The following is a 15827-nucleotide window of genomic DNA, read 5'->3' on the forward strand; positions in this document are numbered from 1 at the left end:
AATTGGTAATTAAGATTTATCATGAATTAGTGAAGTAAAGGGTTTTCTGCATGGTAAAAGAATTTTGATTCCCTTTTCTATATAAAGAGGTGATTTCTATTTGAAATCACCTCTTTATTTCTGATATTACCTGACCGGCTTCATCAAATCACTATAATAAATTACATCAATGACCAAATCCTCCTTTTTCATTCTAGTATTAATCTTATTTATCATCACCTCTTGTAAAACTGAAAAGAAAAAAAATTTTACAATTGAACGTTCTAAAGATATAGCAGCTAAAAACAAGGCTCACAATGAATTGTTGGATATTGAAAAAGAACAGGGTTGGAGCTTACTTTTTGATGGTAAATCATTAGAAGGCTGGCATCTTTTCAATAAACCAGATTCCACCAAATTTTCTGCTTGGGAAGTAAGAGATGGTATGATTTTTTGTAATGCTACGGATGAAAGTAAATTGTTTGGGGATTTAGTGACCGATAAGGCTTATGAAAACTACGAGCTGCAATTTGATTGGCAAATGGCACTTAGAGGAAACGGTGGCGCGTTTATTAATGTGCAAGAAACTCCTGAATACAAAGCAACATACAATACTGGTGTTGAGTACCAGTTATTGGAACCTGAACATATGGATACCAAAACTCCTTTAAAAAGACCCGGTACTATATGGGGATTAACGCCACAATTAAATACTGTGGAAGCCAACCCAGTAGGGCAATGGAATAGCACACGGATTATTTAACAAGATGGTAAAATTCAGTTTTACCTCAATGGCATACTAACTGCCGAAGAAGAAATAAACTCCGCCGCTTGGAAAAATAAAGTTGCCAACTCAAAATTTAAAGATGCACCTGGCTTCGGTAAAGCAACCCAAGGTAAAATTGCATTTCAAAATTGGTATTTTGAGTCTTGGTTTCGAAATATAAAAATTAGGGAATTGTAATAAATAATAACTTCTATTACAAATACCGTAAAAATAAATTTGAATTTAATAGCAAGTGTAATGCAAGGAAAAAAATTTATTATAAGTAGAAAGTGATTCTTCATATCTCATGTTTTAGATATAAAGAATCACTTTAAAAAGCTGGTATACTTATAATAACAAACCTTGGTAAAAATCAATCAAAATAAGAATACAACTCTTTTTTTAAGTTTTCCCATTGTCCCTTATCTCCGCTAATTATTTGACCTACTTCTTTTACTTTAGAGGTACCAAAACCTATAGCTTCCTTTATGCCAATATGTGGCGGTAAGGACAGTGCTCCACTATTAACTACAGCATCAATAATAAATGGTTTTTTACTTGCTTTAGCTTTTATAATGGCTGCATCGATATCATCTGCATGCTCGACCCTAACACCATCACCACCACAAAGTTTAGCATATTCAGCAAAATTGACATTGGTTTCATGTAAAGCGTCTAGGCTTGCTGCCAAACCTGCTTCTTCCATTTCTAACTTAACAAAGCTTAGTTCTGAATTGTTGAATATCAAGACTTTAATTGGTAGTTCGTATTTAACAGCCGTTATAAAATCTTGCATAGACATATTAAAAGCCCCGTCTCCACAAAATGCCCATATTTCTTTATTTTTATTTGCAAACTGAGCGCCAATGGCAGAAGGTAATCCTACAGCCATAGAACCATGATTAAAAGAACCAATAACTCTTCTTTGACTATGAAAAGATATATGGTGTGCCGCCCATATAGCAGAGGTACCAGTTTCTACCGTGAAAATGGCATCGTTAGCTGCATGCTCGTTTACCAAGTCTGCAAATATTTGTGGATGCAATGGTTCATGATCACGGGTAGGAGAGGCCTGTTTTTTCATATTCGCTCTCCAATCTAAAAAATTATCCCTTAATTTATCTAAAAACGCTGTATCGCTTTTCTGATTAATTTTCGGATTCAACAATTCTAAAAATGATAATATATCGCTCCATACACCAAGTGACACCGAGGTTCTATTTCCTATATTTTCTTGTCTAATATCTACCTGTATCGTTTTTGTTTGATGTGGAAGAAAGTCTATATATGGAAAATCAGTACCTAGCATCAGTAATAAATCGCACTTCATGACGGCATTATAACCTGAAGGATTTCCTATTAAGCCGGTAAGCCCTACAACATTATCAGTATCATGGTCAAAAATATCGCTAGCACGTAAACTATGGGTTATAGGTGCTTGTAGTTTTTTAGCCAACTCCAATACTGCACTACGACTCTCACGACAACCGTCACCTGCTAAAATACCTACTGTTTTCGCACCATTTAATAGTTTAGCTGCTTCTATAATGCTGGTATCACCAGGTACTAAATGAGATGTGTATTTTTTAATAGGATGAATAAACTGTTCATTTTCCGCCTTCATTTCTGCAACATTTGCAGGTAACTCTATTCTACAAACAGCATTATTAGCCATGGCAATTTTAATGGCTCGTTGTATTACCATGGGTGCCTGTTCTGGGGTTTCTATCACCGCCTGGTAATCACAAACATCATCAAATACCTTTTTTAAATCTACTTCTTGAAAGTAATTGGTACCCTGTTGTTTCTGATTAATTTGACCTGTAATAGCGATTACCGGAGTGCGTTCTTTTTTAGCATTGTATAATCCATTAATCAAATGTAAAGCTCCAGGACCAACAGTACCTGCACAGACTGCTAAATTGTTACTTGTTTGACTATGACCAAAGGCGGCAAAAGAAGCATTACCCTCGTGTTTCATACCAATCCAATCAACAGTTTCTCGTTCTTCTATTGCTTTAACAAAAAAGTTTAAGGCATCGCCAGTTACTCCATATACTTTATCTACTCCAACACTTTGTAAAATATCTAGTAGTTGTTCTGATACATTTTTACTCATAATTAATTTCTTTATATTTTTAAATTGGATGAACTATGCATCCATTTTCTATCTATACTCCGGATTTTCGAAATTCCAACGTGTGCCGTCATCCCAATCTTTTCTTGAATTTCCGTAAGAAGGATATCCTCCGTTATCCTTCAACATTTTAGCCAAATACATTAGATTGTATGACATAAAAGTGGTATTACGATTCGTAAATTCAGAATCAAAACCTACTGTTGGCTCAATTTTTTCTCCATTCCATTCGGTATCTCCATAACTGGGCCCGGGTCCAACCTTACCTATCCAACCGGCATCTGCCTGTGGTGGTATACTATAGCCTATATGCTGAAGTGCATATAGTAGCCCCATAGAACAATGTTTAACACCATCTTCATTTCCGGTAATAATACATCCACCGGCTTTGCCATAATACACGTATTGCCCCTTATCATTTTGGTACCCGCTCATAGCGTATAATCGTTCAATGAGTTTTGTAGCTACAGATGAACGTTCACCCAACCAAATAGGCGTACCTATCACCAATATATCAGCTGCCATTACCTTTTTATAAATTTCTGCCCAATCATCTTTATCATATCCTTCTTTGGTCATATCTGGCTGTACACCAACGGGTATGTCAAAATCTGCAAGTCTTAAAATCTCTACATCAACTCCTTCCGATTTCATAATCTTAGCCGACACATCTATTAAATTACGTGTGTGACTTTTAGATGGTGATTTTTTTAAGGTACAATTGATGAATATTGCTTTTAACGTACTAAAATCTGTCTTTTTCATATTGTTCTTATTTTCCTATAGTTTTTACAGTAACCACACCAAATACTATGTGACCAATTAACATCGCCACTAATCGCATTGGCATAGAACCATCCATTGGTGGCATTTCAAATAGCACTCCCATTAACTTCATACCAATCTGTGCCATAATAAGTGCTACGATACCAAAGGCAATTCCTTTCAAGAAAAGATTAGAGATGTTGACTTTAGGAGCAAATACATAACCATACCCTAAAGCAAATAGAATACCCATAAGAAAATGTAAGATCCAACCTACTGCTATGGGTAAGTTCATAGCGCCTGCCAATAATTTCCATGGTGCCATTTCTGGCATGCCCAGATGTGGTGCTACCAACATTATTATGGTCATTACCACTGTTCCTAAAATACCTGCTAATACCAATTTTGGTAATTCATTTTTCATTTAAATACTATTTTTTGCTTTTTATAAATTTTATTGTTTATATGAATTGCTACCCATACACACTTTTCTATTTTTAATATGAAGCTGATTATCAGTACGTAAGATATTTTTAGTTGCATTAAATCATTAGTTCATACCATTATTTTATTAACGTGAAGACTATAAATACTGTTTTAATTCTATGTTATTGAAATCATTTAAGAGGCATGTTTCAGCTATAAAACACCTAATTACAATGATTGACGTAATACTTTTAAAATGATTTTAAAATTTTAATGAAGTACTTCTATTCATTTGCTTAACTTGAAATTTCTAACCAACAAATAAGTTTTAATTAATTAAACAATTACTACCATCAGCCGACCAACCACCATACAGGAAGTTCTAAATCAATTAGACAGTATCATTGATAATGCTATAGTAAACAATGACCGCATAGGATATTTTGCTTTTTTATATAGAAGGGTTACTGCTGAAATTCTGAATGAGGTACAATTAGGGAATTTTGAGGATAATGCCCGAATGGAAACTTTTGATGTTGCCTTTGCCAACTACTATATAGATGCATACAACGGTTATACAACAAACCAACCTATCAGTAAATCTTGGCAGTTTGCATTTGATGCCAAAAACGACCCACTAACCATTCTACAACATATCATGTTAGGCATCAATACCCACATTAATCTGGATTTGGGTTTAGCAGCAAGCACTGTAATGCAAGGCAAAGAAATAATTGATATAGAAAATGATTTTAATACGGTAAATACCATTCTTGGTAATATCGTTAATGAAATGCAAGACCGCCTTAGCCGTGTATCTCCACTATTATTTTTACTAGACCTCGCCGGAAAGAATACTGATGAAGAAATTATCAACTTTAGTTTGGCTAAAGCTCGTGAATTATCATGGGTTAATGCAAATCTACTTTGGGGATTAGGAGATGGTCTCCAAGATGCCGCTATTCATCAAATAGACAACACCGTGTTAAGACTTGGCGAATTTATAAAAGCTCCAAAATCTAAAATTGTTACTTACGCCCTAAAGTTTTTAGGCAAGTTTGAAGAAAAGAATGTGGGTCAGGTAATTAATAGATTGATAGAGGGTTAATTATAATTGCAAATGAATATCTAAAACTCATTTTTCCTTTAACATTTTTGGTTGTATTTCCGTAAAAAGTATAATTGTTTTGTGTTCAATTATGAAATATTCTTACTACAATTATCAATTTTGTAATTGTACGTTAAAACCATATTAAATACTCCAAAAAAACCATCTCATTTCGTTAAATTCAAGCATATAAAACAAATGGGGCTTGGTCTTATATCTAAAGGATATTTCCAATAGTATCGCACTAGTATTTTACCTACCAATCTATTGTTTTATAGTTATTTATAAATTAACATTATCTCAAACCAATCCAACTATGAAGACTATTATCAAGTCCTTTCTACTATTGCTATGCATTAGTAGTTTAGGCCACACTTTGCGTTCGCAAGAAAAAAGTAAAAACCCCTTTGCTGGGCTAGAATTCAGGAATATTGGTCCGGCAATGACCTCTGGTCGTATTGCCGATATTGCCATTCACCCAGAAAATGAAAACATCTGGTATGTTGCCGTAGGTTCTGGCGGTATGTGGAAAACAATGAATTCTGGTACTACCTGGAAACCTATTTTTGAGAAACAAGATGTATACTCCATGGGCTGTGTAACCATAGACCCTAGTAACCCACATACTATTTGGGTAGGTACAGGTGAAAATGTAGGTGGTCGCCATGCCTCTTTTGGTGACGGAATTTACGTTAGCCATGACGATGGTAAGACTTGGAAAAATATGGGTTTAGAAAATTCTGAACACCTATCAAAAATCATTGTACATCCTACAGATTCCAATACGCTTTGGGTAGCTTCACAAGGTCCATTGTGGAGCAAAGGCGGTGATCGTGGTATTTATAAAACTACAGATGGCGGTAAAACTTGGAAACGTACCTTGGGCGATGCCGAATGGGTTGGTGCAACAGATATGTTGATTGACCCAACAAATCCTGATGTTTTATACGCTGCTACATGGCAAAGACACCGTACGGTTGCCGGTTATCTTGGTGGTGGTCCTGGATCAGGACTTCATAAAAGTACAGATGGCGGAGAGACTTGGAAACCTTTGAAAAACGGTATACCAAAATCTAATCTTGGTAAAACGGGCTTAGCCATGTCGCCTTTTAATTCTGAAGTTATTTATGCAGCGCTAGAGCTTGATAGAACTAAAGGTGGTTTTTATATGTCTAGCAATGGTGGTGAGTCTTGGGTAAAACAATCAGATGCCGTTTCTGGTGGTACCGGTCCGCATTATTATCAAGAAATTATTGCTTCGCCACATGAAGAAGGCACCGTTTATTTTATGAATAATAGCGCCTTGGTTACCAAAGACCACGGTAAGACATTTACGCAAATGAGCAGGTCTAACCAGCATAGTGATAGTCATGCGCTAGTCTTTAAAAAATCCGATCCTAATTATTTGCTTATTGGTACAGACGGTGGTTTATATGAAAGTTTTGATAATACCAAAAGCTGGAAATATGTAAGAAACCTACCTATTACCCAATATTTTAAAATTGCCGTTGACGACGCCAAACCTTTTTATAATGTGTACGGCGGTACTCAAGATAATGGCTCGCATGGCGGACCTTCAAGAACAAGAAGTTCAGATGGTATTGCCAGTGCAGATTGGTGGAAAACTTTAGGTGCAGATGGTGCACAAACAGCAACAGAACCTGGTAATCCTGATATTACCTATGGCGAATTTCAACAAGGGGCTTTATGGCGAATTGATAGTAAAACATTAGAAAGTGTATTTATACAACCTCAAGCTAGGGAAGGTGACCCGTTTGAACGTTTTAACTGGGATGCTCCAATTCTTGTGAGTCCACATAACCCTACAAGGCTTTATTTTGCTTCGCAACGTGTATGGAAATCAGAAAATAGAGGAGATTCTTGGAATCCTATTTCAGAAGACCTTACCTTGAACCAAGAACGAATGGAGTTCCCGTATTATGGAACATCGCAAAGCTGGGATAATGCTTGGGATATCAAAGCAATGTCTAACTACAATACTATTACCTCTTTAGCAGAGTCTCCTAAACAAGAAGGCTTGATTTATGCAGGTACTGATGACGGACTTATTCAGATTACTGAAGATGGCGGAACAACATGGAGGAAGTTTAGTTTGAACACAATAAAAGGCATACCTAATACTCCGTTTGTAAATGATGTTAGAGCAGACCTTTTCGATGCTAATGTAGTATATGCAGCATTAGACAATCATAAATACGGAGATTATAAACCGTACATTCTTAAAAGTAGCGATAAAGGAAAATCTTGGTCTATTATCAATGGAAACTTACCTAACAAGCTATTGATTTGGAGATTGGTACAAGATCATGTAAAAAAAGATTTATTGTTTGCCGCAACAGAATTCGGCGTGTACACAACGCTTGATGGAGGTGGAAAATGGACAAAGCTTGAAGCTGGTATGCCAACCATTCCTATTAGGGACATTACTATTCAACGTCGTGAGAATGATTTGGTAGCTGGATCTTTTGCTAGAGGTATTTACATCTTAGATGATATTTCACCATTACGTGAATATGATGTTACTTCTACGGCTAAACTTTTCCCTGTTAAAACAGTGCCATGGTATAAGCCATCAAGTAGAGTAGGTAGCCAAGGTGATGCGGAATGGATAGGTGAAAATCCACCTTTTGGAGCCACATTTACATACTTCATGTCAGATAAGTTAAAGTCGAAAAAAGACATTAGAAAAGCTGCAGAGAAGAAAGGAGCAGGCAAATTTCCTGGTTGGGATGCTCTTGAAGCTGAAAACTTACAAGATGGTCCGTCAATCGTATTAGTTATTAAGGATGCTAGCGGTAATGTTATAAATACCGTAAAAGGTACCAACAAGGAAGGATTTAATCGCGTTAGCTGGAATTTAAGTTATCCTAATAAAAATGGAGAGCGCTTAGAAGAACCTAAAGGTAGACGTGACCGCCGTAGAGGTGGTATAATGGTTACACCGGGAGAATATTCGGTAACACTAATGAAGCGTGTAGATGGTGTAAATACTGTATTACAAGGTCCGGAATCATTTAGTGTAACACCTGTTTTTGAAAGTGCTTTACCAAGAAAGTCAAATGATGAAATCGACACTTTTAGAGAAGCTGCTTTTGCATTTCAACAAGACTTAACGGCTACAAATATTGCGTTAACTACAAGTCAAAAAACTGTTAATGCCATGTTACGTGCTTTAAATAAAGCATCTAATCCTTCAGATGATTTATATAAACGATTATACACTACCAAAAACACACTGCAGGCTATTGATAAAGAGCTGAATGGTAATCAAATTAAAGAAGAAGTTGGTGAGCGTTCTAACCCTACAGCTAGCGAAGGAAATTCAATAGGTTGGAGAGCCCTTGGAAATACTTACGGACCAACAGATGAACACCAAGCTTTTTTAAGTCGTGTTCAAAGTCAACTTAAGAAAGTAAAAGCAAAACTTCAACCGGTAATAGAAACCGAATTGCCAGCACTTGAAAGCGAATTGAAAAAATCTGGCGCACCATGGATTGAAGGACAGGGGCTTATTAAAAATTAATTGTTATTGAAAGTTACACATTAAAAGTAACCTTAGATAATACCTTTAGATACCGCTTAAAGTTATATTCGTAAAATTTATACGATTAACTTTGAGCGGTATTTTTATTAACGGTCTAGGCATAATAAAACACAAAGCTTTTATATTTCCTTTAGGTATGAATCACCACGATACAGTTATACGGTAAATGGATGTCGCAGTATTTAAGATTAGGAGAATTCATCAAAATGCCTAAATCTAAGATGATTACTTAAGCTCTTAAGTTTTTTGGGCAAGTTCGAAGAAAAAAATGTGAGTAGAGGTTGATTCCTAGATTGATGGAGGAATAGGATAGATACATTTTACTTCTAAATTATATTCTAATTAAACCTTTTAAATTTCATCTTAAATTATCTTACTCAAACGTATACCGCTGCTCTGCAGAAGAAGATGCTTTCAATAATTGGTTAAATACTTTAATAGCATCAAAATTTTGGGTTATTTCATCTGACACAGCAATCCCTGAAACTCCCGATGCCAACAATCCGGTAAAATCTTCGGTAGTAATGCCTCCGTATGCAATAATTGGGGTTTCTGTTTGTAATGATTCTGTAATAAGGGTGAAACCGTTTAAGCCCAATTCCGCATTCAGGTTCTCTTCATTAATAGGATGTTTAAAAGGACCTAAACCGATATAATCCACTTCTTTTGTCAACAATGCTTCACAATCTTGAATCGTATTTGCAATTGCTCCAATCATTTGCCAGGTGTACAGCTGTTTTTGGACTTCAGTAGGGGAGATGTCCTTGTTTGATAAGACAACACCATCTGCCTTTATATCTTTTGCAATCTTAAACTGATTTTCTATAAGTAGTCTCGTTTGATAATGAGCGGTAATTTCTCTTGCTTCAGCTGCTATTTTCAAAAACTTCTTTTCAGAAACGTCTGCTATACCTAACTGCACCAATTCGATACCAGAAGTGCATGCCTTTTGAATATTCTCTAGTAGCTCTTTCCCTGAGTTACCTTGTGCTATATAATGTAATTTAGGTATCATCATGTCGCTTATTTTTGGTAAATATATGGTGCATTCTTAGGATAACGAAACCTAAGTGTTTACCTAGGGATGTTTCACAAATATTTTGTAAAAAACACCAGTACCGTAAACTTTATAAGAAGTTTATGACCATAAGGTTACAACTAGTTTAGCCAATTAATTAACTTGTGCTTTATATCCCTCAGTCATACAATTAAGCTATAATAATTTTAGAATTTAATATATGAAGATTCCGAAAAAATTCTATTTTCTGTCTTTTTTCTCCTTACATCATTTGCTTTTTCATTGCCCATAACCCATATGCAAGAATATAACTTTAAGCAAATTGAGTCTGAAAATTTTACTAATTTTTATAGACTTAACGATAGCGTATACCGTTCAGAACAACCTTCAAAAAAAGGTATGAAAGAGTTGGAAGCTATGGGAATAAAATCAATTTTAAATCTAAGAAGACAAAAAACGGACGAAAAGAAGATTAAAGGTCTCAACTTACAATTAAACCGTATTCCGTTAAAAGCTGCTACAATAGATTTAGATGATATATTCAATGCTTTAAAGAGTATGCAACAAGCTGAAAAACCAGTTCTTGTCCACTGCTGGCATGGTTCTGACCGAACAGGCGCCATTATTGGCGCCTCTAGAATGGTTTTTGAAAACTGGAGCAAAGAAAAAGCAATTGCCGAATTCACGAGTAAACCCTTTGGTTACCATAGAAAAAGGTTTCCTAACTTGATACCCTTACTTAAATCTTTAGATGTTGAATTGCTGAGAAATAAGTTAAAGGAAGAGCAGATGTCTAAACCTCAATAGCTAGGCTAATATTTCCACGGGTTTAGTCAAAAACAATTATTTTTTTTTTAAAATAGGAATAGATTACATGCCATTTTGGTTAAAATCATATTTCTACATAAATAGTTTTGTTTAATTATATATAAAAATAGTTAAACATTATGTATCTTTATATCCTAGTATATTACTAGATACATTCTTAAGAAATACTAAAATTATGTTCGGATTATTTAAAAAGAAATCAGAGAAAGATAAATTACGTTCTCAATATGAAAAGCTTTTGAAAGAAGCGCATTCACTTTCAACAACAAATAGAAAAATGAGTGATCAAAAAGCGTTTGAAGCTGATGAAGTTATGAAGAAAATAGAACAGTTATCTTAATTCATTTCACCTTCACACTAACATTCTGGTATAAAATAAAATGAAGATTCTACCCATAGCTATATTACTATCAAGTAGTGCGTTTTTGTATTATGGCATGGAATGCCTGTTGTCACAAAAAATGAAAGATGAGTTCGCTAGATTTGGTTTAAAAAATCAAAGAGTTCTCACTGCTTACTTGCAACTTGCAGGAGGTTTGGGATTAATTATAGGATATTTCTTTTCACCTGCTCTACTATTTGTAGCTGCAGCAGGACTAACAATTCTAATGCTTTTAGGATTTGCCGTTAGAATAAAAATTAAAGACAGCGCAGCAGAATCTATACCATCATTAGTTTTGGCTCTTGTAAATTTATTTATAGCAGTAAGCTATTACCAACAACTTACTGCGTTATAAATTTTACAGAAAAGCAATACATAAACACAGCACTAAAAACAAAGCTGCCGGAAAAGATTTAAATAAAGGATCCTTTATTTTAAAATGCATCGCTATTGAACCTAATAAGAAAGCTGCTAAACCTAAAGCTGCAGGTTGTTTTACTACAGGAAACCATATAGCCACAAGTAATAAAATAGCCAATGTTACTTTAAAAAATCCGACAATATAACATAGCTGTTTAGATAGGCCATACGCCTCAAACTCTTCTATTATAGTTGTTGCTTTTCCACCACGCCATTTGGTCGGTTTCTTATTTTGGATTAACCACACATTTAAAATGCTTAAACCGACTATAATTTGAAATGTTATTATTAAATAATTCATGATTAAGATAGTTTTTTAAACCAATTACTTACATTAGTCAATATCAAAAATACTAATTTTGTTTATATTTATATAAAATTAGTTAAACAAAATTTTAAAATGAATAAACAGGATTATAAAATACATATCATAGGTGCCGGAATTAGTGGCTTAATAGCAGCTACTGTGCTCGAACAAAATGGATATTCTCCTGTATTAATCGAAGCTAGCGATAGGGTTGGCGGTAGAGTCAAAACAGATATTATTAACGGGTATCAATTAGACCACGGATTTCAAGTATTGTTAACCGCATACCCTGCAGCTCAAAAATATCTTGATTATAAAGCTTTAGAACTACAAAATTTCTTACCTGGAGCTTCCATTTTTAAAAATGGAAAACAAGAAGTAATTGGTGATCCGCTAAGAGATGCATCCTTATTGTTTTCTACGTTGTTTGCCAATATTGGTACTGTTGCCGATAAGTTGAAAATTCTTAAATTAAATACTAGTCTAAAGAAAAAATCTATTGACGAAATATTTTCAGATGAAGCGCAAACAACATTTTCTTATTTGACCGATTTAGGTTTCTCTTCTGAAATAATAAATGATTTCTTTACACCTTTTTTTAGCGGAATTTTTCTAGAAAACAAGCTAGAAACTTCTAGCAGAATGTTCGAATTTGTTTATAAAATGTTCGGTGAAGGAAATGCTGCATTGCCTAAAGGTGGTATTGAAGAGATTCCTAAACAACTACTACATCAATTAAAAAACACCGTTATAAAATATAACACGTCTGTATCTTCTATTAGCGATAGCAAAATTCTGCTTGCTGATGGACAAGAAATAGAAAGTGATTTTATTATTATCGCCACAGAAGCGAGTAACTTAATTCAAAATTTAAAGAATCAGGCTATAGAATGGCAAAGCTGTGATACCTTGTATTTTGAAACGGAGAACAGAACGATTAAAAAACCCCTTATCGGATTAATTCCTGATCAAGGAACTGTCATCAATAACATCTTTTACCATACAAGTCTTAAAACCGCCATAAACGCAGGTAAAGAATTGCTTTCTGTTACTGTTGTTGACAATCAGGGTTTAACTGGTAAAGCCTTCATAGACCAAGTGCAAATGGAGTTAAAGGAACTTTGTGGTATTACTTCTTCTACATTTATAAAACACTACAGCATACCAAAGTCATTACCAAAATTGAGTGATTTACATTACGAGATATCACCTTCAGAAACACGATTAAAAGAAACCGTTTATTTAGCTGGAGATTTACAACTAAATGGATCTTTAAATGCAGCTATGATTGCTGGTGAAAAAGCTGCACTGGGTGTTTTAGAAAATTTGCAGGGTATTTTCAAATAATAGGCACTTTGAAATCGTGATGAGTTAGAAAGTATTGGTAGCAGGTGTTTAAAGTGAATAATTATAATTCCATATATTAGCGTAAAATATACGCATAGTATGCAACAATCCATTCAACTCTCAGTAGATGCTGTAGTCTTTGGCTATGAAGCTGGTAACATTTCCATATTACTTATTAAAAGAAAATATGAACCTTTTAAGGATAAATGGGCAATCCCTGGTGGATTTGTGTTGGATGATGAGTCACTAGAAGAAGCCGTTGAACGAGAGCTTAAAGAGGAGACTGGCATAAAAATCAATTACCTGGAACAGCTCTATACTTTCGGGAAACCGAATAGAGACCCAAGGGGTAGGGTAGTATCTATTGCTTATTTCGGATTAATTCGCCCTAATGCATTTAAAATATATGCTTCTACAGATGCAGCACAAGTACAGTGGTTTAATATAAATGAATTGCCAGAATTGTCTTTTGACCATAAGGAGATTTTGGATGCCGCTATTAAAAGATTAAAAGGAAAAATCACCTATGAACCAATAGGTTTTGAATTGCTTGATACCAAATTTCCATTTTCAGATTTAGAGAAATTATATAGCACGCTACTTGGTAGGGAGGTAGATAGGCGCAACTTCAGAAAGAAGATTATGGGCTTAAATGTACTTGATGAACTTGATGAAAAGGTCTCTAAAGGTTCTGGTAGACCCGCCAATTTATTCCAATTCAATGAAAAAAGATACTTCCATCTTAAAGAAGAAGGTATCATATTTGAGATATAATACGTTGTTTTTCAGATATATAATTACTTTGCGTAAAAATAACGCATAATATTCTAGGTTCGTATCCTAATGTGTTTTACATTTGCGTCATAATAACGCAAATTATGATTTACAATTCAACAACTTCATTACCCGATAAAGCAATAGGAGAGAAGTATGTTTTCTTAGCGGGTAGTATGGATGCTAATACTACATCAAATTGGAGAACACAATGCATAACTGCATTAGAAAATAGACATCACATTTTTGACCCAACACATAAACAGCACGATTCTTTAAACAAGTGCGAGATGGAGAATCATATTAATTGGGAACTAGATGCTTTAAACAGGGCAGATATCATCCTTCTAAATTTTCTTCCAAATGCCTTATCTCCAATATCTTTGGTTGAGTTGGGGCTATACGTGGCAAACGATAAATTAATTGTTATTTGTCCTAAAGAATTTTATAAGAATACCTACGTTACTACTTTGTGTAAAAAATACAATACGCCTATAGTTCTTAGTACAGAAGAGGCTTTAAATACTATAAAATAAAACCAACATTATGAACGGATTACTACTAACAGACGGATATAAAACAGGACACCACCAACAATACCCTAAAGGTACAGAAGAAGTATATTCTAACTGGACACCCAGAAGTAATAAATACGCTCCTAAAGGTTGCGACAAAGTGGTTTCATTTGGACAACAATATGTTTTTCAATGGTTACATGATTATTTTCAGGACAACTTTTTTTCTAAGCCAAAAGCACAGGTCTGTAATGAATTGAAAGAAGAGTTATCGCTTTATTTAGGTACAGACTATGACGTAACTCATTATGAAGAACTACATGATTTACAGTATTTACCTATTAAAGTAAAATCGATTGTAGAAGGGGTAGAGGTTCCTATTAGAGTACCTATGGTAACCGTTGTAAACACAGATAAAAAATTCTATTGGATTACTAATTTCTTAGAAACAATATTATCTACCATGCTATGGCAACCGATGACTTCGGCTTCTATCGCTTTATGTTACAAACGAATTTTCAAAAAATGGACACTTCAAACCGATAAGGACAATTTGGCTTTTATCGATTTTCAAGGGCACGATTTTTCTATGAGAGGTATGGGCGGCTTACAAAGTGCTATTTCTTCGGGTATGGGTCATGCATCTGTATTTTTAGGATCAGATACCCTTCCGGTAATTAGTAGTTTGCGTCACTATTACAATGCAAAAGGTTTTGTTGTAGGTTCTGTAAACGCTACCGAACACTCTGTAATGTGTGCAGGTACTAAAGATGATGAAATAGGTACGTTTAGAACTTTAATGGATACATATCCAACAGGAATTCTATCGGTAGTTAGTGATACCTGGGATTTATGGAAAGTACTTACCGTGTATCTTCCGCAACTAAAAGAAGAAGTACTTTCTAGAGATGGTAAACTTGTGATAAGACCAGATAGCGGAGACCCTGTTGATATTATTTGTGGAGAATCTAGCACACTTGGAAGTAACACACCTAAAGATAAAGGGGTAGTGGAGCTACTTTGGGATATTTTTGGCGGAACTGTCAACGAACAAGGTTTTAAAGTATTAGACTCGCATATTGGTGCTATTTATGGTGACAGTATTACCACAGAAAGAGCGGAAGCTATATGTCAACGTTTAAGCGATAAAGGCTTTGCTACTACTAACGTGGTGCTTGGCATTGGTTCTTTTACCTACCAATTTAATACTAGAGATACTTTTGGTTTTGCAATGAAAGCTACTTCTGTAGTGGTAAATGGTGAACGTAGAGAAATCTTCAAAGATCCTATAACCGATGACGGAGTTAAAAAATCTGCAAAAGGATTGATAAAGGTTGAATTACAAAACGGTGAATATGAATTGATAGATCAAGTGACTCCAGATCAAGAAATTACTGGTGAGTTGCAAGTAATCTATGAGGATGGACAATTTGTAAACCAAACGAACATACAAGAAATAAGAGACCGTATTAATACCAATCTTTAAAACA

At 34.8% G+C, this 15827-nt stretch carries 14 protein-coding genes and 1 pseudogene; 10 read left to right on the forward strand and 5 right to left on the reverse strand.

Translation table 11 applies throughout. From position 1 onward, the window contains the following. The first annotated feature begins 169 nt into the window (after window positions 1–169). A pseudogene (locus Q0871_RS01690) lies at window positions 170–943 on the forward strand (DUF1080 domain-containing protein). Between the two features lie 175 nt (window positions 944–1118). On the opposite strand, the gene Q0871_RS01695 reads toward Q0871_RS01690, so the two are convergent. The 3 genes from Q0871_RS01695 to Q0871_RS01705 are packed head-to-tail and all read right to left on the reverse strand — an operon-like array spanning window position 1119 to window position 4071. Next, the gene (locus Q0871_RS01695) at window positions 1119–2864 is read right to left on the reverse strand and encodes a thiamine pyrophosphate-dependent enzyme (protein WP_299317231.1); all 1746 of its coding nucleotides are present in this window, start codon (window positions 2862–2864) and stop codon (window positions 1119–1121) included. A gap of 48 nt (window positions 2865–2912) precedes the next feature. Continuing rightward, on the reverse strand, window positions 2913–3647 hold the full coding sequence (locus tag Q0871_RS01700; protein ID WP_299317232.1) for a flavodoxin family protein: 735 nt from the start codon (window positions 3645–3647) through the stop codon (window positions 2913–2915). A 7-nt stretch (window positions 3648–3654) separates the two neighbouring features. Beyond that, on the reverse strand, window positions 3655–4071 hold the full coding sequence (locus Q0871_RS01705; protein WP_299317233.1) for a DUF6789 family protein: 417 nt from the start codon (window positions 4069–4071) through the stop codon (window positions 3655–3657). A gap of 372 nt (window positions 4072–4443) precedes the next feature. Here Q0871_RS01705 and Q0871_RS01710 point away from each other — a divergent pair, with 372 nt between their 5' ends. Then, window positions 4444–5181, forward strand: a complete 738-nt coding sequence (locus Q0871_RS01710; RefSeq protein WP_299317939.1) for a DUF5995 family protein — start codon at window positions 4444–4446, stop codon at window positions 5179–5181. Between the two features lie 316 nt (window positions 5182–5497). After that, window positions 5498–8725: a glycosyl hydrolase gene (locus Q0871_RS01715; protein WP_299317234.1), complete on the forward strand. Its 3228-nt coding sequence runs from the start codon at window positions 5498–5500 to the stop codon at window positions 8723–8725. 394 nt (window positions 8726–9119) lie between these two features. Here the strand turns inward: Q0871_RS01715 and Q0871_RS01720 are convergent, their stop codons facing one another. Beyond that, on the reverse strand, window positions 9120–9761 hold the full coding sequence (locus Q0871_RS01720; protein ID WP_299317940.1) for a thiamine phosphate synthase: 642 nt from the start codon (window positions 9759–9761) through the stop codon (window positions 9120–9122). 300 nt (window positions 9762–10061) lie between these two features. Here Q0871_RS01720 and Q0871_RS01725 point away from each other — a divergent pair, with 300 nt between their 5' ends. The 3 genes from Q0871_RS01725 (at window position 10062) to Q0871_RS01735 (ending at window position 11329) form a co-directional block, all read left to right on the forward strand. Then, complete coding sequence (locus Q0871_RS01725) at window positions 10062–10571, forward strand: dual specificity protein phosphatase family protein (RefSeq protein ID WP_299317235.1); 510 nt, start codon at window positions 10062–10064, stop codon at window positions 10569–10571. A gap of 196 nt (window positions 10572–10767) precedes the next feature. Next, a complete protein-coding gene (locus Q0871_RS01730; protein ID WP_299317236.1) occupies window positions 10768–10932 on the forward strand; it encodes a Lacal_2735 family protein in 165 nt (54 codons plus the stop codon). A 40-nt stretch (window positions 10933–10972) separates the two neighbouring features. Further along, a complete protein-coding gene (locus Q0871_RS01735) occupies window positions 10973–11329 on the forward strand; it encodes a DoxX family protein (RefSeq protein ID WP_299317237.1) in 357 nt (118 codons plus the stop codon). 3 nt (window positions 11330–11332) lie between these two features. Here the strand turns inward: Q0871_RS01735 and Q0871_RS01740 are convergent, their stop codons facing one another. Continuing rightward, window positions 11333–11695, reverse strand: a complete 363-nt coding sequence (locus Q0871_RS01740; protein WP_299317238.1) for a DoxX family protein — start codon at window positions 11693–11695, stop codon at window positions 11333–11335. Between the two features lie 99 nt (window positions 11696–11794). Here Q0871_RS01740 and Q0871_RS01745 point away from each other — a divergent pair, with 99 nt between their 5' ends. The 4 genes from Q0871_RS01745 to Q0871_RS01760 all read left to right on the forward strand — a co-directional run bounded on the left by Q0871_RS01745 (window position 11795) and on the right by Q0871_RS01760 (window position 15823). Beyond that, window positions 11795–13048, forward strand: coding sequence for an NAD(P)/FAD-dependent oxidoreductase (locus tag Q0871_RS01745; RefSeq protein ID WP_299317239.1), 1254 nt, complete (start codon window positions 11795–11797; stop codon window positions 13046–13048). Window positions 13049–13147: 99 nt separating this feature from the next. After that, window positions 13148–13822, forward strand: coding sequence for an NUDIX domain-containing protein (locus Q0871_RS01750; protein WP_073244486.1), 675 nt, complete (start codon window positions 13148–13150; stop codon window positions 13820–13822). A gap of 104 nt (window positions 13823–13926) precedes the next feature. Beyond that, window positions 13927–14358, forward strand: a complete 432-nt coding sequence (locus tag Q0871_RS01755; protein WP_299317240.1) for a nucleoside 2-deoxyribosyltransferase domain-containing protein — start codon at window positions 13927–13929, stop codon at window positions 14356–14358. A gap of 10 nt (window positions 14359–14368) precedes the next feature. Then, entirely contained in the window at window positions 14369–15823 is a 1455-nt protein-coding gene (locus Q0871_RS01760) for a nicotinate phosphoribosyltransferase (protein ID WP_299317241.1), read from the forward strand. Window positions 15824–15827 lie beyond the last annotated feature (4 nt).

The sequence above is a fragment of the uncultured Maribacter sp. genome (assembly GCF_947500985.1).
In the GTDB taxonomy this organism is placed as follows: Bacteria; Bacteroidota; Bacteroidia; order Flavobacteriales; family Flavobacteriaceae; genus Maribacter.